16 protein-coding genes are annotated in these 20314 nt (G+C 73.0%); 3 read left to right on the top strand and 13 right to left on the bottom strand.

Annotated features, from left to right (window positions below; all coding sequences use genetic code 11):
• Positions 1-3: 3 nt before the first annotated feature.
• From AB0C04_RS31275 to AB0C04_RS31245, 7 genes are all read right to left on the bottom strand, one after another.
• The gene (locus AB0C04_RS31275) at positions 4-510 is read right to left on the bottom strand and encodes a DinB family protein (RefSeq protein ID WP_357061803.1); all 507 of its coding nucleotides are present in this window, start codon (positions 508-510) and stop codon (positions 4-6) included.
• A 92-nt stretch (positions 511-602) separates the two neighbouring features.
• A complete protein-coding gene (locus tag AB0C04_RS31270) occupies positions 603-1427 on the bottom strand; it encodes a M15 family metallopeptidase (protein WP_357061893.1) in 825 nt (274 codons plus the stop codon).
• A 142-nt stretch (positions 1428-1569) separates the two neighbouring features.
• Positions 1570-2544 carry an acetylxylan esterase gene (locus AB0C04_RS31265; RefSeq protein WP_357061801.1) on the bottom strand — a complete coding sequence of 325 codons (975 nt, stop codon included), beginning with the start codon at positions 2542-2544 and terminating at the stop codon, positions 1570-1572.
• A gap of 7 nt (positions 2545-2551) precedes the next feature.
• Entirely contained in the window at positions 2552-4930 is a 2379-nt protein-coding gene (locus AB0C04_RS31260; protein ID WP_357061799.1) for a glycoside hydrolase family 3 N-terminal domain-containing protein, read from the bottom strand.
• A 95-nt stretch (positions 4931-5025) separates the two neighbouring features.
• The gene (locus AB0C04_RS31255) at positions 5026-5895 is read right to left on the bottom strand and encodes a carbohydrate ABC transporter permease (RefSeq protein WP_357061890.1); all 870 of its coding nucleotides are present in this window, start codon (positions 5893-5895) and stop codon (positions 5026-5028) included.
• Positions 5892-6890, bottom strand: coding sequence for a sugar ABC transporter permease (locus AB0C04_RS31250; RefSeq protein WP_357061797.1), 999 nt, complete (start codon positions 6888-6890; stop codon positions 5892-5894). The genes AB0C04_RS31255 and AB0C04_RS31250 overlap by 4 nt, the downstream gene beginning before the upstream one ends.
• Complete coding sequence (locus AB0C04_RS31245) at positions 6887-8194, bottom strand: extracellular solute-binding protein (protein WP_357061795.1); 1308 nt, start codon at positions 8192-8194, stop codon at positions 6887-6889. The genes AB0C04_RS31250 and AB0C04_RS31245 overlap by 4 nt, the downstream gene beginning before the upstream one ends.
• Before the next feature lie 138 nt (positions 8195-8332).
• Here AB0C04_RS31245 and AB0C04_RS31240 point away from each other — a divergent pair, with 138 nt between their 5' ends.
• On the top strand, positions 8333-9385 hold the full coding sequence (locus AB0C04_RS31240) for a LacI family DNA-binding transcriptional regulator (RefSeq protein WP_357061792.1): 1053 nt from the start codon (positions 8333-8335) through the stop codon (positions 9383-9385).
• Positions 9386-9607: 222 nt separating this feature from the next.
• Positions 9608-10645 (top strand): LacI family DNA-binding transcriptional regulator, encoded by a 1038-nt coding sequence (locus AB0C04_RS31235; protein ID WP_357061789.1) that lies wholly within the window; start codon positions 9608-9610, stop codon positions 10643-10645.
• 196 nt (positions 10646-10841) lie between these two features.
• Here the strand turns inward: AB0C04_RS31235 and AB0C04_RS31230 are convergent, their stop codons facing one another.
• The 5 genes from AB0C04_RS31230 to AB0C04_RS31210 form a co-directional block, all read right to left on the bottom strand.
• Positions 10842-11813 carry an NADP-dependent oxidoreductase gene (locus tag AB0C04_RS31230; RefSeq protein WP_357061786.1) on the bottom strand — a complete coding sequence of 324 codons (972 nt, stop codon included), beginning with the start codon at positions 11811-11813 and terminating at the stop codon, positions 10842-10844.
• Positions 11814-12114: 301 nt separating this feature from the next.
• Positions 12115-13005 (bottom strand): alpha/beta hydrolase, encoded by an 891-nt coding sequence (locus tag AB0C04_RS31225; protein ID WP_357061783.1) that lies wholly within the window; start codon positions 13003-13005, stop codon positions 12115-12117.
• 273 nt (positions 13006-13278) lie between these two features.
• On the bottom strand, positions 13279-14088 hold the full coding sequence (locus tag AB0C04_RS31220; RefSeq protein ID WP_357061781.1) for a peptidylprolyl isomerase: 810 nt from the start codon (positions 14086-14088) through the stop codon (positions 13279-13281).
• 135 nt (positions 14089-14223) lie between these two features.
• Complete coding sequence (locus AB0C04_RS31215) at positions 14224-15522, bottom strand: D-alanyl-D-alanine carboxypeptidase (RefSeq protein WP_357061778.1); 1299 nt, start codon at positions 15520-15522, stop codon at positions 14224-14226.
• 62 nt (positions 15523-15584) lie between these two features.
• Positions 15585-16382 (bottom strand): MerR family transcriptional regulator, encoded by a 798-nt coding sequence (locus AB0C04_RS31210; RefSeq protein WP_357061775.1) that lies wholly within the window; start codon positions 16380-16382, stop codon positions 15585-15587.
• Between the two features lie 152 nt (positions 16383-16534).
• Between AB0C04_RS31210 and AB0C04_RS31205 the strand changes: the two genes are divergently transcribed.
• Positions 16535-18808 carry an excinuclease ABC subunit UvrA gene (locus AB0C04_RS31205; protein WP_357061772.1) on the top strand — a complete coding sequence of 758 codons (2274 nt, stop codon included), beginning with the start codon at positions 16535-16537 and terminating at the stop codon, positions 18806-18808.
• Positions 18809-18904: 96 nt separating this feature from the next.
• Here AB0C04_RS31205 and AB0C04_RS31200 read toward each other — a convergent pair whose 3' ends face one another.
• Positions 18905-19324, bottom strand: coding sequence for a protein-tyrosine phosphatase family protein (locus tag AB0C04_RS31200; protein WP_357061769.1), 420 nt, complete (start codon positions 19322-19324; stop codon positions 18905-18907).
• Positions 19325-20314 lie beyond the last annotated feature (990 nt).

The following is a 20314-nucleotide window of genomic DNA, read 5'->3' as shown; positions in this document are numbered from 1 at the left end:
GCGTCAGGCGCCGACGGTGCCGTCGATCGCCTCGCGCAGGAAGTCGGCGTGCCCGTTGTGCCGGGCGTACTCGTGGATCAGGTGCAGCATCACCAGGCGCAGCGAGACGTCCTCGCCGGACTTGGCGTGGTGGGCGGTCACGTCCAGCGACTCCGCCTCCCGCTCGATCCGCCGGGAGTGCTCCACCTCCCGCCGCCAGGCGGCGAACGCCTCCGTCCGGCTCGCCGACCGGGCGTCGTACGCCTGCTGGAAGTCGCCGGTGCTCGACCACACCAGCGGGATGTCCTCACGGTTGATGGTCCGCCGGAACCAGGCCCGCTCCACCTCCGCCATGTGCCGCACCAGCCCGAGCAGAGTGAGCGTCGAGGGTGGCGACGACTGCATCCGCAGCTCCTCGTCGGAGAGCCCGTCGCACTTCAGGGCGAGCGTCGCCCGGTGATAGTCGAGGAACGCCCGCAGCATCTCCCGTTCCCCGCCGGTCACGGGTGGGCCGATCCGCTCGGTGGTCACTGTGGTCCCCCTTCCATCCGGCCGGGTCGTCCGCCCCCGCCGTCGCGCAGTCCATCATGCTGGGTCGCCGCCGTATGGCGGGGCCGGTCGGTTCAACCCACGGAGGGCCGGGCCACCGGGGCGTCGAAGTAGCGGTTCGGGTACGGCTCGTCCTGGAGGCGGTAGTGCCACCACTCACGGTCGTAGTTGACGAACCCGCCGTCGGTCATCAGCCGCTTCAGCAGCATCCGGTTCTCCCGCGGGGCGCCGGTGATCCTCGGGTCGGCGGTGTGCGCCCGGCTGTCGAAGCAGTCGAAGCCGGTGCCCATGTCGACGCTGTTGTCCGGGAACCGCTGGGCGCGCGGCGCGGTGCACGCCACCAGCGGCTGGCCGGGCGCGTACGGCGGCTGGCTGGCGGCGGGCACGTCGACCAGGGTCAGGTCCAGCGTGCTGCCCCGGCTGTGCGCGGTGGGCGCGCCGATGTAGCCCTCGTCGAAGAGCCGGGACTTGGCCACCCGCGGATAGAACTCGGCCTTCGTCTGCTGCTCGCCGGGTCGCCTGGCCCAGGCGACGAAGTCGTCGACGGCCGGCACCGGGCGGTAGCAGTCGTACACCTTGAGGCTGTGCCCGCCGGCCAGCGCGGCGTCCTGGACCCGGCGCAGCGCGTCGGCCGCCTCCCGGGTGAGCAGGCACAGCGGCTCGACGTAGCCGGTGATCGGCCGGCCGACGAAGTTGTGTGGGGTCGCGTAGCGGATGTCGCTGCCGATGCGGGGGTCCACGTCGCCGAGCACCACGAAGCCGGGCAGTCGGGCCGCCGGCCGGCTGGTGGCCGGCGAGGCGGACGGGGTGGAGGCGGACAGGGTGGGGGCGGCCGGCGTCGGCGCCGGGCGGGGCTCCGGTCGCGAGCAGCCGGCGAGCGGCACGGCCAGTGCGAGCAGGGCGACGGCGGCCCGGGCCCGCAGCGGCTGTGGACCCCGGCGGGCTGTCGCCGCGCCGGGGTCCGCCGGGCCGCTCAATCGGTCTGACCTGCGCACCCGTCCTGTCTACCAGCCCCGCCCGGGCTCCGCGCCGGGTCAGCCTTCAGCCGCGAGCAACGCCCAACTGCTCGTCGAGGAACCGCAGCGACGCCGCGTCGTCGTCGATCCCACCGCCCTCGTGGCCGTTGTACCGCCACACCGACAGCTCCGTCGGCCCGGCGTGCGCGTTGACGGCGGCGAAGACCGTCGACGGCGGCACCACCTCGTCCATCAACGCCACCGAGTACCGCGCCGGCACCCGGCACCGCCGGGCGAAGTTGACCCCGTCGACGTACGCCAGGGTCGCCAGCACCCGTTCCTCCGCGTCCCGATGGATCGCCAGGTAGTCGCGAACCTCCCGGTACGGGCGGGCGTCGGTGACCACCACGGCGTGCGGGATGTCGCAGAGGAACGGCACGTTGGCGACCACGGCCCGCAGGTCGGGCGCGAGCGCGGCGGCCGCGAGCGCCAATCCGCCGCCCTGACTCTGCCCGAGCACCGCGACCCGGGTCGGGTCGACCGGCGGCAGGGTCCGGGCGGCGTCCACCGCCCGGACCGCGTCGGTGATCAGCCGGCGGTAGTAGTAGGTGCGCGGGTCGGTGATGCCACGGGTCATCACTCCGGGCGCCTGCGGACCGGCGGCGGCGGGGTCCGGGGTGTCGCCGCGGCTCCACCCCGATCCCTGCCCCCGGGTGTCCATCTGCAGGTGCGCGAACCCGGCTGCCGCCCACAGCAGGTTCTCCAGCGGATGCCCACGCCCGCCGCCGTAACCGGCGTACTGCACCACCGTCGGCAGCGGGGCCTGAGCGCCGCGGGGCACCCGCAGCCAGGCCCGGACCGGTTGGCCGGCGAAGCCGGAGAAGGTCACGTCGAGGACCTCGATGCCGGCCAGCCGGGTGGCCACCGGCTCGGTGTGCACGTCCGAGCCGGCGGCCCGGGCCTCGGCCAGGGTGCTGGCCCAGAACCCGTCGAAGTCGGCCGGTTCCCGCACGTCACCGCGATACCCGCGGAGCTGCTCCTCGGGCAGATCGGTGTACATCGGGCGCTCAGCCCGCCACCGGCGTGGCGGTGAACACCGGGTGCATCCGCCGGGTGTGGTCGACCTGGCGCGCCGGCCCGCGCAGTGCCACCTGCGCCACCAGCCGGGGGTCGGTGCTGGACGCGGCGATCCGCAGCTCCAGCTCGCCCGGCTCGACGACCCGCCGCCCGTCGCGTCCGGTGAACGAGAACACGTCGGCCGGCACGGCCAGCGCGACCCGGCAGGACGCGCCGGCTTCGAGCGGCACCCGCAGGTAACCGATCAGTCGCTGCACCGGCTGCACCACCGAGGCGACCGGGTCGTGCGCGTAGACCTGCACCACCTCGCTGCCCCACCGGGCGCCGACGTTGCGCAGCGTGAACGCCAGTCGCAGCTCACCGTCGGTCTGCGCGACCGCCCGTTCGACCGTCAGCTCCGAGAAGTCGAAAGTGGTGTAGGTGAGCCCGTGCCCGAAGCCGTACGCCGGGGTGGGGTCGACGTTGGAGACCTCGCTGGCCTGCCCGAGCCGGGCGGCGAGGTAGGTGGTCGGCTGGCCGCCGGTGCTGCGGGGCACGCTGACCGGAAGCCGTCCCTGCGGCTCGACCCGGCCGCTGAGCAGCCCGGCGATCGCCGGAAGCCCCTCCTCGCCCGGGAAGAAGGACTGCACGATGGCCGCCGCCTCGTCGAACGCCCGGCCCAGCGCGTACGGCCGGCCGGCGATCAGCGTCACCACCACCGGCGCGCCGGCGTCCAGCAACGCGTCGAGCAGCTGCTGCTGCACGCCGGGCAGGGCCAACGACTCCGCGTCGCATCCCTCGCCGCTGGTGCCCCGGCCGAAGAGCCCGGCCCGGTCGCCGAGGGCCGCGATCACCACGTCGGCGCCTCGGGCCGCCTCGACGGCCGCGGCGAACCCGTCGGTCTCCGGGCCGTCGACGCTCGCGCCGGCCGCGACGACGATCTCGCTGCCCGGGAATTCGGCGCGCAGCGCCTCGGCGAGGGTGGGCAGCTCGATCCCGACCGGAATCTCCGGGTGGTGGGCACCGACGTGCAGCGGGAACGAGTAGCAGCCCAGCACCGCCGTCGGGTTGTCGGCCTGCGGCCCGACCACCGCGATCCGCGCGGGTCGGGACAGCGGCAGGGCCCCGTCGTTGCGCAGCAGGACGACGGCCTGCTCGGCCACCTCGCGGGCGAGCGCCCGGTTGGCCGGCGGGTCCAGCTCGACGCTGCCCCGCACCGCCTCGGGGTCGGTGAGGTCGACGCCTTCGAGCGCCGGCGGCACCGGGTCCCACCCGGCGTCGAGGAGCCCGAGCTGCGCCTTCTGCAGCAGCACCCGCCGCAGTGCCCGGTCGACCAGCGCCTCGGGCACGTGACCGGCGGCGAGCGCCGCGTGCAGCGGCTGGCCGAAGGTCTTCACCGTGGGCAGCTCGACGTCCACTCCGGCGGCGAGGGCGGCGCCGGCCGCCTCGCTCCAGCTGCCGGCCACCCCGTGCAGGGTGTGCAGGAAGGCGATGCCGAAGTAGTCGGAGACCACCGTGCCGGTGAACCCCCAGGTCTCCCGGAGCAGGCCGGTGAGCAGGTCCTCGTCGGCCGCCGACGGCACCCCGTCGGTGTCGGTGTAGGCGTGCATCACCGACCGGACGCCGCTTTCCCGTACCGCCATCTCGAACGGCGGCAGCATCACGTCGGCCCGCTCCCGCGGACCCATCCCGACCGGCGCGTGGTTACGCCCGGCCCGGGAGGCGGAGTAGCCGACGAAGTGTTTGAGGGTGGCGACCACGCCGGCGGACTCCAAACCCTGGATGTACGCGGTGGCGACCGTGCCCACCAGGTACGGGTCCTCGCCGACGGTCTCCTCGACGCGCCCCCAACGGGCGTCACGGACCACGTCGAGCACCGGCGCCAGCCCCTGGTGCACACCCAGGCGGCGCAGGTCCGCACCGATGAGGGCGGCCATCCGCCGGATCAGGCCCGGGTCGAAGGTGGCCCCCCAGGACAGCGGCACCGGGTACGCGGTCGCGCCCCAGGTGGCGAAGCCGGCCAGACACTCCTCGTGGGCCAGGGCCGGGATGCCGAAGCGGTTCGCGGCGGCGATGCGCTGCTGGGTCCGCAACAGCGACAGCGCGCCCAGCGCCGGGTCCACCGGTGCGGTGCCGAACGGCCGGGTCAACTGCCCCAGCCCGGTGGCGAGCAGGTCTTCGAGGTCGACCGGCTCCTCCATCTCGTGCTGGTGGGGCGCGACCTCACCGCCGTCGGCGGACGCGCCCACCCACACGCCGTAGAGCTGCGCCACCTTCTCCGCGAGAGTCATCTCGGCGATCAGGGCGTCGACCCGGGTGGTCAGGTCGAGTGACGGGTCGTTCCAGATCGCGGTGCCAGGTTCGATGTCCAGAGTCACGTTGTCGGTCACTTTCCTCCGACGCCCATCGGCCCCCGTACGAGGGCCCGCCGGGCGAACAGGTAGACGGTCATGCGGTGTTTCGCCTCTGCGCGTACCGGTGCTGATCAGCCCTTCACCGCGCCCTGCAGGCCACCGACGATCTGCTTCTCGGCGAAGGTGAAGAAGAGCAGCGCCGGCAGCATCGCCAGCGAGGTGAACGCGAGGATTCCCGCGGTGTCGGAGGTGTACTGGCTGGAGAAGTTCTGCACGCCCAGCGGCAGGGTGTGCAGGTCGGCGTCGCCGAGCACGAGCAGCGGCAGGAGGAAGGCGTTCCAGCTCGCCACGAACGCGAGAACCCCGACGGTGACCAGCGCGGGCCGGGACAGCGGCAGCATGATGCGCCACAGGAAGCCCAGCCGACCGGCGCCGTCGATCGCGGCGGCGTCCTCCAACTCGCGCGGGACGGCGGCCAGGAAGGGACGCAGGATCACGATCGTGAGCGGCAGCGAGAAGGCGACCTGCGGGAGGATCACCGCGTAGTAGGAGTTGATCAGGTTGAGGTCGCGCAGCATGAGGTAGAGCGGCAGGATCGCCGCCCCGGAGGGAAAGAGCAGGCCGAGCGTGAAGAAGGTGTAGAGCGCCTCCCGGCCGCGGAAGGCGTACCGGGCGAGCACGAACGCGGCGCAGACACCAAGCAGCACGACCAGGGCCGTCGTCCCGACGGCGATCACGGCGCTGTTGAACGCCTGCTGCCAGAAGTCGCTCCGGGTCAGCACCCGGGCGTAGTTGTCCCACACCCACGGGTCCGGCAGCCCGGCCGGGTCCGCGATGATCTGCGGGGTGGTGCGGAAGCCGCCGACGATCACGTAGACGACCGGAGCGATCGAGATGGCGGCGACCGCGAGCGCCAGCGCGTAGGTCAGCGGATCGCCCCACGAGAACGGACGGCGGTTCGGCGACGAGGGGGACCTCAGGGCGTTCTCGGTCACGGTCAGCTCCTCCTTCCGGTGACGGCGCCCTCGATGTCGCGACGCAGGAGGAACCGCTGGAACAGCAGCGCCGCGATGAACGAGATGACGAACAGGATCACGGCGACCGCGTTGCCGTAGCCCCACAGCCGGGCGAAGAAGCCGTTGTCCACCATGTAGGTGGCCATGGTGGCCGAGGCGCCGAGCGACCGGACCGCGGGCACCGAGGTCACCCAGATCACCTCGAAGGCCTGCAGCGAGCCGATCATCGACAGGAACATCCAGATCCGGATCGTGGGCCCGAGCAGCGGAAGCATCACGTGGCGTTGCGTCTGCCACCAACTCGCGCCGTCGATCGCGGCGGCCTCAGTCAGCTCGGGCGGCACGTTCGACAGGCCGGCGAGCAGGAGGATGATCGCGAAGCCGACGTACTTCCAGGTGAGGACGAACAGCATCGTCCAGATCACGACGTCGAGGTCGGCGAGCCACGCCTGCACGAAGCTGCCCAGGCCGACCTGCTTCAGCAGGGCGTCGACGGTGCCGCCGCCGGTGAGCAGCAGCTTCCACATGATGCCGACGGTGACCTCGGCGAGGACGTACGGCACGAACACGAGCAGGCGGAACGCGGCGCGCCCGCGGAAGCGCCGGTTGAGCAGCAGGGCAACCGCCAGGGCGAGAGGGCCCTGGATCACCAGCGACCCGACCACGATGATGGCGTTGTTGCGCAGCGCGTCCAGGAAGACCGGGTCCTGGAAGGCGAGGAGGTAGTTGTTGAATCCGACGAACTCGGTCGGGGGTCCGACTCCGCGCCAGCGGAAGAGGCTGTAGTAGACCGCGAACCCCATCGGCACCAGCACGAACATCACGTAGACGACGATCGCCGGCGTGCTGAGCCCGATGATCTCGTACCACTTGCGTCTGGTCTCGGCCGCCCGGGCGGACGAGCGCCGGGCCGGCCGGGGGCCCGTCGGCGGCGCGTCCGCGCCGCCGACGGGGGTCCGGGTCGGGTTGGTGGAGGTCACTTCTTCGCGGCCGCCTTCATCGCCTCGACGACCTTCTCCGGGGTGCCGTTGCCGGCGAAGATGGCGACGACCGCGTCGTTCATCGCGTTGCCGACGGTGCTGCCGAAGGCCGTGTCCAGCCAGAGCTGCACGTACGTCGCTCCGGAGGTGGCCTCCAGGATGGACTTGAGGGCGGGGTCGGCGACGCCGGACTCCGCCCCCTTGGTGACGGGCAGGCCGGTGCCGGTCTCGGCGTAGCCCTTCTGCACCTCGGGACTCACGATGTACTTGAGGAACTCGACGCACTCGGTCGGGGCGTTCTTGGCGCAGGAGAACCCGTCGCCACCGCCGAGCGCCGCCTTCGGGTCACCGGCCGAGCCGCTTATGGCGGGCACGGGGAACCAGCCGAGGAACTTCTTGAGCGCCTCCGGGTCCTCGGCGACGGTCTCCAGGGTGCCCCGGTTCCAGTCGCCCATCAGCTCCATCGCGGCCTTGCCGTTGGCGACCAGACCGTTGGCGCTGGTCGGGTCGTTCTGGCCCGGCGTGGCGATGAAGTTCGGCTGGAACGGGTTGGTGCCGATGAAGGTCTTCAGGTCCTGGCCCGCCTTCACGAAGCACGGGTCGTCGAAGACGAGGTCGACGGACGCCTTCTTGAGCGTGTCGACCGAGCAGGCACGGAGCGCGAAGTTGTACCACCAGTGCGCGGCGGGCCACTTGTCACCGGCACCCAGGGCGATCGGGATGACGTTGATGGCCTTGAGCTTCGTGACCGCCTGGTTGAGTTCCTCGAAGGTGGTCGGCGGAGCGGTGATGCCCGCTCGCGCGAACATGTCCTTGTTGTACCAGATGCCCTCGATGCCCATCCGGAACGGCAGGCCGTACTGCTTGCCGTCCACCTGCCAGATCTCGGCCGCGCTGCCGATGTTGGCGACTTCGGTCTTGGCCTGGTCGGTGACGTCCTTGAGGTAGTCGGCCTCCACCTGCTCACGCATCTCGCCGCCGCCCCACGCCTGGAAGATGTCCGGCGGGTCGCTGGTCAGCAGCGCGGCGGGGAGCCGGGTGCGCTGGAGCTGGTTGGTCTCGATCGCCTCGATCTGGATCGTGACGGTCGGGTGGAGCGCGGAGAAGTCCTTCGCGACCTTCTCCCAGTAGGTCTTGCCAGGCCCGTCCTGGGAGGCGTTGTGCCACCAGGTCAGGGTCACCGGGTTCTTGTAGAGCTCGTTCTCGGCGGGTTCCTCGCTGCCGCCGCCGTTACACCCGGCGACGAGCAGTGCGGTCGTCACGAACAGCGCCAGGGCGGCGCCCGCGCGTTGCTTCATCGCCATCGACACGTCTCCTCGACTAGCAGTGGCGGTGCTTAGGTGCGGCGAGTTTTACAGTCCTGTAACCGAGTGTCAACCGTTGTCGATAACGTTTTCGACTCCCTCGCGGCGAGTCCCTGGTGGCCCTCTATCATCATCGGCGTGACCTTCCCCGAGCGTGTCAAGATGTCGGACGTGGCCCGTACGGCCGGCGTCTCGGTGGCGACCGTGTCGAAGGTCGTCAACGGTCGCTACGGCGTGGCGCAGGCGACCGTGAAGCGCGTCCGGGAGGTCATCCACCAACTCGGCTACGAGGCCAGCCTGGGAGCCCAGAGCCTGCGCAGCCACCGGACGAACGTCCTCGGCATCCTGGTCGCCGAGTTCGAGCCGTTCTCGACCGAGCTGCTCAAGGGCGCGTCGAAGGAGGTCGCCGGCACCGGTTACCAGCTGCTGGCCTACTCGGGCGGCGACGTCGACGGCACGGCCGTCGGCTGGGAGCGGCGCTCGCTGGCCCGCCTGTCCGGGACGCTCATCGACGGGGCCGTGATCGTCACACCGACCGTGGTCGAGACCAAGCAGGGCTTCCACGTCGTGGCCGTCGACCCCCACACCGGCCCGTCCGGGCTGCCCACCGTCGACTCCGACAACTTCGCCGGTGCAGTGCTCGCGACCAACTACCTGCTGTCGCTCGGTCACCGCCGCATCGGCCACATCAGCGGTCGCCCCGACCTCGAGTCGGCGCGCCTTCGCGAGGCCGGCTTCCGCCGGGCCATGGCCGACGCGGGCGTCGCGGTCGACGAACGACTCGTCCGCGTCGGCGGTTTCCGGGTCGAGAGCGCCGCCGCCACAGCTGCGGAACTGCTGGCACCGCCCGACCGGCCGACCGCCGTCTTCGCCGGCAACGACCTGTCCGCGATCTCCACGATGGACGTCGCCCGGAACATGGGCCTCACGGTGCCCGACGACCTGTCCGTGATCGGCTTCGACAACATCCCCGAGTCGGCGCTGGTCACCCCGCAGCTCACCACGATCGCGCAACCCCTGCAGCGCATGGGCGCCGAGGCGATGCGGCTGCTCATCGACCTCGTCGGCGGTGTCGAACGCGACCCGCACGTCCGACTGCCGACCGAGCTTGTCGTCCGATCCTCCTGCGCCCCGTACCCGCCGCCCCTCGGGCCCGGTCGACCGACGTCGGCGCCCGAGGCGAGCGGCTGAGCGGCGAGGTCACGGGGGCTCCGCCGGGCCCGGCGACGCGCCGGCCCGAGCCGATCAGCCGGACTTCCGGGAATCCTCCGCAACTTCCCGGAACACGGTGCCGATCCGCCCTGTCGCCAGCCCCCGGTCCGTGCGGCAAGATGACCGGGACGGGGCAGCGGCGGCGGGGCTTCCGGACCTGGCGCCGCCGGGTCCGGCGCCGAGCCGGGGAGGGAGACGCCGGTGGACGCCGACGAGGGACGCAGGGTGACCATCACCGCCATCGCCCGGGAGGCCGGGGTCTCGGTGCCGACCGTGTCGCGGGTGCTCAACGGAAGATCGGACGTCGCGCCCGGCACCCGTGAGCGGGTCGAGGAGCTGTTGCGCCACCACGGTTACCGGCGTCGGGCCACCCGCGCGGTACGGAGCCCCGGCCTGCTCGACCTGGTCTTCAACGACCTCGACAGCCCCTGGGCCGTGGAGATCATCCGCGGCGTGGAGGACGTCGGCCACGCCGCCGGTCTCGGCACCGTCGTCTCGGCGATACACCGACAGTCCACCGCCGCCCGTCAGTGGCTGCAGAACCTGCGCGCCCGGGCCACCGACGGTGTCATCTTCGTGACCTCGCACGTCAGCCCCCCGCTCTACGCCCAGCTGCGGCGGCTCAACGTGCCCGTGGTGGTGGTCGACCCGGCCGGCGTGCCCGCCATCGACGTGCCAACCGTAGGAGCCACCAACTGGGCCGGCGGGCTCGCCGCGACCGAGCACCTGCTCTCACTCGGGCACCGGCGGATCGGGTTCGTGGCCGGGCCGACGCACCTGCTGTGCAGCCGGGCCCGGCTGGACGGCTACCGGGCCGGACTGGAGGCCGCCGGCCTGCCGCTGGAGGACCACCTGCTCCGGCCGGGCGACTTCTACCACGCGTCCGGCTTCGCCGCCGGATCCTCGCTGCTCGACCTCGACGAGCCGCCGACGGCGATCTTCGCGGCCAGCGACCAGATGGCGTTCGGCGTCTATGAGGCCATCCGGCAGCGCGGTCTGCTGGTCCCGGGCGACGTCAGCGTGGTCGGCTTCGACGACCTGCCCGAGGCGCGGTGGGCCTCACCGCCACTGACCACCGTGCGGCAACCGCTGGTCGAGATGGGTCGGCTGGCCGCGCGAACCGTCCTGCGACTCGCCCAGGGCGAGGCCATCGACTCGCCCCGGGTGGAGCTCGCCACCGAACTGGTGGTCCGCGACAGCACGGCCGCGCCGCCGGTCGGCTCGTCGCGCGCGTCGTGAGGGCCCGAACCGCATCCGACGGGCGGCCCGAGCACTTCCGGTTCGGGCCCGAGAATTCCGGAGAAATCCGGCCGTAATCAGCCGTGATCACGGCCGGAAGAGCTCCCACGAGGCGGACGGATGGCACGGCTAGGAAGGTGCGTGCGAGCGGGCCGCGCGGCCGCTTCGCTGCGGCGCGGCCGGGCTCGTCCGGCGCTCAGCTCACGGTGAGCAGCAGCTTGCCCGGGTAGGAGGTCTGCAGGCGGCGATGCGCCTCCGCCGCCCGCCCCAGCGGAAACTTCTCGGCGACGTGCACCTGGAACGGTCCCGCCTCGATCAGCTCGTTGAGTCGCCGCAACTGCCCGGGTCCGGTCTCGCCCTCGTACGCCTGGACCCTCACGCCGGGTCGCTCGTTCGGTGCCGGTTGCACACCGTTGGGGTGCGCGAGCACGGCACCGTCGCGCAGCGCCTCGGCGAGTCGGTCCAGCGTCCTGCCCCCCGCCATCGCCAGCAGACCGTCGACGCCGTCCGGAGCCACCTCCCGGATCCGCGCCAGCACCTCGGTGATCTCGCCGTGGCCGTCGAGCGCCACGTCGGCGCCGAGGCGGGTCACCAGCGCCACGCCCTCGGCCCCGGACGCCACGGCGATCACCTTGAGCTCCTGCCGTTTGGCCAACTGCACCGCCAGATGCCCCTGGCCGCCACTCGCGCCGAAGATCAGCAGCCACGCGCCGGCCGGCAGGCCCAGGAGGTTCAGCCCCGACAACGCGGTCAGCGCGTCGGTGGGCATGGTTCCGGCATGTTCCACCGGCACTCCCGCCGGCAGCTTCGCGACGTACTCCGCCTTCGTCGCCGCGTACTCCGCGTAGAAGCCGCCCTTCGGCCGGGTGTGGGCGTACGCGTAGACCAGGTCGCCCACGGTCACGTTTGTCACCTGTCCCCCGACGGCGGCGATCGTCCCGGCCGCCTCGGCGCCGGGAACGATCGGGAACGACGCGCCCTCGGGCACCAGCTTGCCCTCGCGCTCGGCGGCGTCCCACACCCCCACCCCGGCGCTCCACACCTTGAGCAGGACCTCGTCGTCGGCGATCTGCGGCACCGGCAGGATGCGCGGGGTGATCACCTCCGGACCGCCGAACTCGTCGAAGGCCGCGGCCTGCATCCGCTCGGGCACGTCGCCGTCTGGCATCTGGAATTCCTCTCCGCCCTGCTGTCTCGGGAGCACCGGTCGGCCGCACGATGGCCGTGGTGTGAGCCGCGCGGCTCCGCCCCCGCCGCCCGGCCGCCGTCGAGTCGGATGGCGGGCGCGACGGGTGCCGACAGCCGCGGGTGGACCCGGTGTCGACGGTCGCGCCGGCATCATCGATCGCAGCATGCCGCACCCCCACCCCGACTGGTCGCCGCTCTGCGCCGTTCACCCGGTCGGGGTACCGCGCCCGACACCGTGGCGGTCGGCTCCGCGGGCTGCCCGCTGCGGTGAAGATCGCGAGCTACGAGCGGGTGGCACCGTTCGAGTGCGTCCGACCGAGGAAGTCGCGGGCCAGGAAGACGATCTCGTCCAGGTTGGTCTCCAGCGCCCAGTGCCCGCCGTCGAGCAGATGCAGCTCGGCGTCGGGCAGGTCGCGCAGGTAGGCCCGGGCCGCTGCGGGCGGCATGTAGCCGTCGTGCAATCCCCACACGATCAGCGTGGGCGGCCGGTGCTCCCGCAGGTACGACTGCATCCGGGTGAAATCGGCCAGGGTGTTGGCCTGGTCGGTGAAGATCCCGAGCAGGATCTCCGGCCGCGGTGGGCTGCTCAACTGCGCCCAGGCGAGCGTCCACAGGTCGGGGCTGACCCGGTCCGCCAACCGCGCGGGCAGCTCACCGATGAACTCGTCGCGGAATCCCGCCACGCTGACGTTGCCGGCCAGCTCGGCCCGTCCCTGCGGGGTGGGGCGCGACCAGTAGCTCAGCAGCGGGGCGTACTTCGGGCCGAACTCGTCCCGGTAGATGTCGCCGTTCTGGACGATCAACGCGGCGACCCGATCCGGCGCCGACATGGCCAGCCGGAAGCCGTGCTGCGAGCCGTAGTCGTGCAGGTAGATCGCGTACCGGGGCAGACCCAGGATGTCCACGAAGCGGCGCAGGAAACGGCCATATCCCGCGAAGGTGTAGTCGAAGTCCGCCGGGTCGGGGGTGGCGCTGTAGCCGAAGCCCGGCAGGTCCGGCGCGATCAGCCGCCAGCGGTCGCCCAGCGCGGCCATCAGGTTGCGGTACTGGAACGACGAGCACGGGTAGCCGTGCGGCAGCAGCACCACCGGTGCCTGCGCCGGCCCGGCCTCCCGGTAGAAGACGTCGACACCGTCCACCGACACCCGCCGGTGCCGCACCGCTGCCGCCACCACCCGCACCTCACTCCCCCGCCGTGGCCAGAGTGATGCCCGCTCCCGCGCCGGTCATGCCGGGCGAGGACGGGGCGGGCGCGGCGGAGATCATGCGCCTGCTGGGGCCAGGCACCGGGCGGTCCCGCGCCGGCCGTGCCGGGCGAGCAGCCCAACCAGCCGTCCCGCGCCGGTGGCCCGCCGTTGCGCCGGCCGTCCAGCGCCGGCCCCAGTCACCGGCAGCGCCGCGCCGGCCGGATCGGCTCCCGGTCGGCGCGGCGCGGACGTGATCCGTCAGCCGTGGTGGTGCCGCAGGGCCTTGCGGATGTCGACCGGGAGCGCGGGCGCGCCGTCGACGGGTGCCGGGTCCTCCTCGGTCGGGGCCACTCCCCCGGCCGCGATCCGGTCGAGCGTGGCCAGCCCAGCCCGGTCGACCGAGCCGAAGACGGTGTAGTTCGGCCGCAGCGCCGAGTCGGCGTAGACCAGGAAGAACTGGCTGCCGTTGGTGTCCGGCCCGGCGTTGGCCATGGCGAGCGTGCCCCGGGCGTAGAGCCGGCGCTCGCCCGTCGGGTCGGTGGGCGCCGGCGGCAGGTCGGTCGGCAGCTCGTCGGCGTAGCGGTAGCCGGGCCCACCCGAACCGGTGCCGGACGGATCCCCGCACTGCAGCACGCTGAGCGTGGGGTACGCGGTGAGCCGGTGGCAGGAGGTCCGGTCGTAGAAGCGGTGGCGGGTCAGGTGCAGGAAGCTCTGCACCGTGCACGGCGCCGCCGCCCGGTCCAGGAGCAGCCCGATCGGGCCGTGGTTGGTCCACAACGTCACCCGGACGGTGCCCCGGTCCGGCGTACGGCGGGGGTCGGGCGGCAGCGGGACCGGCCGGGCTGCCGGCTCCTCCGGGGTGGCGAGGTAGCCGCACGGGCCGTGGGTGGCGCCCGAGCCGGCCGGGGCGACCGCCGGGGCGGCGGACCCGACGGGGGCGGCCACCGCGGCGGCGCCGGCGGCGGCGACCAGTGCCCCGGCGACCAGCGCCACGCTGGCGAGGCGGGCCAGCGTACGGGTCGGGCGGCGCGGGTCGGGAATGGACTGCGGTCGTGGTTCACGCGACACGGGGATCCTCCTGGACTCGTGGTACCGGAGCGACCGGAGTCTATGGATCCCGTCGGCGCTTGTCGATCCGTGGCCGACCGCCCGGCGGCTGGTCCGCCCGGCCGGGGCACCTGCCCGGTGCCTGCCCCGCCCGCGTCAGGGGGCCTGCCGGCGCGCGGCCCGGCGGCGCCACACCAGCCCGGCGAGCAGCAGGACGGCCGCGGCGCCGGCCAGCCCGGCCGCCGCCCAGAAGCCCGACGCCCCACCGCCGACCGAACCGCTCGCAGCGGCCGGTCGCGCCTGCCCGGGGGCGGCCGGCGGGGACGGGGTGGCCGTCGGCGTCGCCGACAGCTCCCCGGGCTCGACCAGCCGACCGACCGAGGCCGACCGGGGCAGCGCGAACCCCCAGTCGAGCAGCGCCGCGCCCTGCTCCCAGCCACGCTTCGGCTGCGGCTCACCGCCCAGCAGCGTGACCACCAGCCGGCGACCGTCGCGCTCGGCGGCGCCGACGTAGGTGTGCCGGGCCAGGTCGGTGAAGCCCGTCTTGCCGCCCAGCGCGCCCGGGTAGCGGTAGATCAACTGGTTCTCGTTCTGGATCTGGAAGCCCTTGGTCCGCTTCGCCGGCTGGGCCGGGATCCGGGTCAGCTCGGTCAGCGCGTACCGCCGGAACGTGGGGTCGGCGAAGCAGACGCGGGCGATCAGGGCCAGGTCGTACGCGCTGGTGAACTGCCCGCGCCCGTCGAGCCCGGAGGGGGTGACCGCGTGCGTCTGAAGTGCGCCGAGCCGGCGCGCGTACTCGTTCATCGCCCGTACCCCGCCCGCCGCGCCGTCGGCGCCTCCGCCCAGCCGGGCCAGCACGTTCGCCGCCTCGTTGCCCGAGTTGAGCAGCAGCCCCAGCCAGACCGTCTCGACGCTGTACCGGCCCCCTTCGACCAACCCGACCGCCGACGACCCGGGCTCGATCCGCATGTCCGCCGCGGTGACCGTGACGACCTGCTTCGGGTCCAGTCGCGGCAGCATGGTCGCGGCCAGCAGCAGCTTCTGCACGCTGGCCGGGGTCGCGTACTCGTGCGGGCCGCAGCCGCCGAGCACCTGCCCGGTGTCCAGGTCGGCGACGAGCCAGGAGGTGGCGGTGATCTTCGGCGGCGCGGGCACCCCCGCCGGCACGGCCAGCCCGGCGGTGTCCAGCTCCGGCCCGCCGACGACCCGGTCCTCCGGCACCACCGGCGGTGGGGACGGGCGCGGCGGGCGCGAGACCGCCGGGGCCGCCGCGCGCGGGCAGGGCACGGCCCGCGTCGCGCCGGCGCGGTACACCAGCGACTCGGTGCCCAGCGTCCCGCCGGCCGCCCTGGCGGGACCGACCCGCTGCCGGGCGTCAGCGCCGACGGCCGGGGCGGCCACGACGGCGGAGAGCAGGACGGCCGTCGCCGTGGTCGTCAGCAGCCGAACTCTCATGCCAGCACCCTAATCCGGGCCGCAGAGGCGCCGGGCCGGGACCGCGGGCAAGCCGCCGCGCCTCAGGCCGACCGCGCGTCGTCCGCCACGGCACCGGCCGCACCGGGTCTGGCCGGGCCGAGGGATTCCCGGTGGCGCAGGTAGTCGTGCAACGCGGCGGAGGCGCGCAGCCGCCGCAGGCTGCGCCGGTGCAGCTCCTGCTCTCGCCGGCCCAGCTCGGCGCGGACCCGCTGGGCGCTGCCGGTGGTGCGCAGCTCGGCCAGCACCGCCGCGATGATGTCGAACGGATAGGCACCTCGGCGCAGCAGTGCGACCACCTGCGCGGCGCGTAGCTCGGCGTCGTCGTACACCCGGTAGCCGGTGCCCCGGGCCCGGACCGGGCGCAGCAGGCCGCGCTCCTCCCAGAGCCGAAGCAGCGAGGTACGGACGCCGACCAGCGCCGCCACCTCACCGATCCGGGCGCCACCGCGTGGCGCCGGCGCGACCGCCGCCGGGCTGGTCACCACCGTCTCGAACGCGCCGAGAACCCGACGGATCTCGGCCCGCTCGCGGTCCAGCTCGGCGTGGCCGCCGTCGAGCGCCGCCAGCGCGGCCGGCAGGTCGTCGCGGTGCACGGCGGCCATGATCTCCCGGGTACGCGCCCAGCCGTGCCCCTCCGCCATCCGGCGCGCCACCGCCAGGGCGCGGGCGTGCTCGGCGGTGAAGATCCGGTAACCGCTCTCGGTGCGCCGCACCGCGGGGAGCACCCCAAGGTCCACGTAGTTGCGGACCTGCTGCACCGAGATCCCGGCGGTCGCCGCCAGATCGACCGCCCGCAACCGCTCACCGGTGTGCACGCCGATCACCCTACCGGTTGCCATGTCGTTTGAGACTTTCCCTCCTATCTCACCGCCTTCCACGCTCGGTAGTTCGCGAAACCCTCTACAAGTTCATGAATGAGAGAATTGAAGCTGTCAGACCCCGATGCCAGGGTGGGCGTCCGCCTGCCCCACCGATCTCGTGAAGGGTTCGCATGCCGCAGCCAGCACGGTCCGTCGCCGACAGCCACGACATGATCGAGGTACGCGGGGCGCGGGAGAACAACCTCGCCTCCGTATCGGTGGACATCCCCAAGCGCCGGCTCACCGTCTTCACCGGTGTCTCCGGATCGGGCAAGTCGTCACTCGTCTTCGGCACCATCGCCGCCGAGTCGCAGCGCCTGATCAACGAGACCTACAGCGCCTTCCTGCAGTCCTTCATGCCGAACGTGAACCGGCCGGACGTCGACTCGCTGCGCAACCTGAGCGCCGCGATCGTGGTCGACCAGGAGCGGATGGGGGCCAACTCCCGATCCACCGTCGGCACCGCCACCGACGCGTACGCCATGCTGCGGCTCGTGTTCAGCCGGCTCGGCACCCCACACGTGGGTGGCGCCGGCGCGTTCAGCTTCAACCTGGCCGAGGGCATGTGCCCCACCTGCGAGGGGCTGGGCCGGGTCTCCGACCTCGACGTGCACGAACTGGTCGACGTCGAGCGGTCGCTCAACGACGGCGCCATCAAGGTGCCCAACTTCGCCGTCGACTCCTGGTACTGGCAGACCATCGTCGGCTCCGGCCTGTTCGACCCCGACGCGAAGCTGCAGGACTACACCGCCCAGCAGTGGGAGGACTTCCTGCACAAGCCCGCCACGAAGATCAAGATGGGCAGCAACAACTGGACGTACGAGGGCCTGGTGACGAAGGTCCGGCGGCTCATGCTCGCCAAGGACCGCGAGTCGATGCAGGCGCACATCCGGGCCTTCGTCGACCGGGCGGTCACCTTCACCACCTGCGCCGCCTGCGGCGGCACCCGACTCAACGAGGCGGCGCTCTCCTCCCGCATCGCCGGCCGCAACATCGCCGAGTGCTCCTCGATGCAGATCAGCGACCTCGCCGAGTTCGTCCGCGGCATCGACGACCCGGCGGTCGCGCCGCTGACCGGCAACCTGCGCGGCCTGCTGGAGTCACTGGTCGAGATCGGCCTCGGCTACCTCAGCCTCGACCGGGAGTCGGCCACCCTCTCCGGTGGTGAGGCGCAGCGGGTGAAGATGGTCCGGCACCTGGGCTCCAGCCTCTCCGACGTCACCTACGTCTTCGACGAGCCGACGGTCGGCCTGCACCCGCACGACATCGCCCGGATGAACGGCCTGCTGTTGCAGCTGCGCGAGAAGGGCAACACGGTGCTGGTGGTCGAGCACAAACCGGAGACCATCGCGATCGCCGACCACGTGGTCGACCTCGGGCCGGGCGCCGGCACCGCCGGCGGCCACATCTGCTACACCGGCGACGTCCCCGGCCTGCGTCGCTCCGACACGCTCACCGGGCACCACCTCGACCACCGGGTCAGTCTCCGGGCCGAGGTACGCCGTCCGACCGGGCAGTTGCCGATCCGCAACGCCGACCTGCACAACCTGCGCGACGTCAGCGTCGACATCCCGCTCGGTGTGCTCAGCGTGGTGACCGGGGTCGCCGGCTCGGGCAAGAGCTCACTGATCCACGGCTCGCTGCAGCGGCGCAACGGGGTGGTCATCGTCGACCAGTCCCCCATCCGCGGCTCCCGACGCAGCAATCCGGCCACCTACAGCGGCCTGCTCGACCCGGTGCGCACCGCGTTCGCCAAGGCCAACGGGGTGAAGGCCGCCCTGTTCAGCGCCAACTCCGAGGGGGCCTGCCCGGCCTGCAAGGGCATCGGCCTGATCTACACCGACCTGGCGATGATGGCCGGGGTGGCGACCGTCTGCGAGCGGTGCGAGGGCCGCCGCTTCACCGACGAGGTGCTCACCTACACGCTGCGCGGGAAGAACATCAGCGAGGTGCTCGCCATGTCGGTCGTCGAGGCGTACGACTTCTTCCCCAGCGGTCCGGCCCACGTCATCCTGGGTCGGCTGGTCGACGTCGGGCTGGGCTACCTCAGCCTGGGCCAGCCGCTCACCACCCTCTCCGGCGGCGAACGACAACGGCTCAAGCTCGCCATCCACATGGCCGAGAAGACCAGCACCTACGTCCTGGACGAGCCCACCACCGGCCTGCACCTGGCCGACGTCGACCAGCTGCTGGCGCTGCTCGACCGGCTCGTCGACGCCGGCAACACCGTCATCGTGATCGAGCACCATCAGGCGGTGATGGCGCACGCCGACTGGTTGATCGACATGGGCCCGGGCGCCGGGCACGACGGCGGAAAGGTCATCTTCACCGGTACGCCCGCCGAGCTGGTCGCGCGCGGCGACACACTGACCGCCCAGCACCTGCGGGAGTACGTGGCCGCCTGACGCCTCCCGCGCCCGGCGGTGAGCAGGCCCCGACGCCCGGCCTTTCGGTTTCGAGCTCCCCGGTGGGCAACCACCGAACCCGGGCGCCGGGCGCCGTCACGCCAGCCGGCGCAACCAGCGCCGTTGCCAGGGGGTCTCCACGGCCCGCGGCCGATAGCTGGTGCGTACCCAGTCCACCGCCCGCTCGGCGGGCAGACCGTCCAGCACGGCGAGCGCGGCCAGAGCCGTACCGGTACGGCCCTGGCCGCCTCGACACGCCATCTCCACCCGCTCGCCGGCATGCGCCCGGCGCAGCGCCTCCCGCAGGGCGTCCAACGCGTCGGCCCGGTCCAGCGGTACCCAGAAGTCCGGCCACCGGATCCGCCGGTGCGCCCACGCCGGTGCCGGACCGCCCGCCAAGAGCAGGGCGAAATCGGCCGGCGACGCCACGTCGGCGATCCGGCGCCCGCGCACCGAGGCCCCGCTCGGCAGTACGACCACACCCGGCTGCTCCGACCACGCCACGTCCACGCTCATCCCGGCATTCTCGCCCGTTGTCCGGACGCGCGGGGGCCACGACTTCGGGTGTCCCCGCCGTCCTCAAGACAGTGCCGCCCCCGGCCTGATGGCCGGGGGCGGCACTGGGGTGTCGGTGTGCAGGTCGCCTCGCGGCGAGTGGCGCGACGCGGCTCCAGCCAAACGGTTTCCGCGACGGCAATTATCAGGTGAGGCCCGGGGACACAGGACACACCGACACCCCGTACAACCTACCCACGCCCCCGACCATTCCCACCCCGCTTCTTCACATCCCCGACCACCCACCGCCCGCCGCCGCTACCATCGCCCACCACCCGCCGACAGCACGGCCGCATGCCGGCGTCGACGACCTCGGCTCACCCCGCTCGACCGGTCGGCGCCGCACCACAGCGACCCGCCCGCGGGTCCGCCGCCCGCCGGTCGGCCGGCCGGGGTCCACCACCCGCCGACAGCACGGCCGCATGCCGGCGTCGACGATCTCGGCTCACCCCGCTCGACCGGTCGGCGCCGCACGCACCACAGCGACCCGCCCGCGGGTCCGCCGCCCGCCGGTCGGCCGGCCGGGGTCCGCCGCCCACCGGCCGCAGGTCCGCCGGCCGCAGGACCGCCGGCCGGGGTCCGCAGCTTGCGCTCGGCTCGAGCCACCCCGCCCCCGCACCCCCCGCCACCATCGGCGCGAGCTCCCCACAGCCTGAGATCTTGGACGGTTTCCGTTAGGACCTAACGGAAACCGTCCAAGATCTCGCCTCCGCGAGGCCAGGCCGGCCCGGGCCGGGGTGGTGTCGCGATCACGAGGCGCTCCTGGCCGGCATGCGGGTGGGGTGCCGGCGACCGCGACCGGGATATGACGCCGGCCGGCGATCCTGGGTGGGGTGCCGGCCGAAGTGATCGGGATACGCCGCTGGCCGGCACCCGTGTCAGGGTGCCGGCCAGCGGTCAGGGTCGTGCTGTGTGGTTGTCAGTTGTTCCAGTGCTGGGCGACGAGGTCGG

It is taken from the genome of Micromonospora sp. NPDC048909 (assembly GCF_040649635.1).
Classification (GTDB): domain Bacteria; phylum Actinomycetota; class Actinomycetes; order Mycobacteriales; family Micromonosporaceae; genus Micromonospora.
Note: the sequence above shows the minus strand (reverse complement) of the source record. Positions and strands in the feature narration are given on the sequence as shown.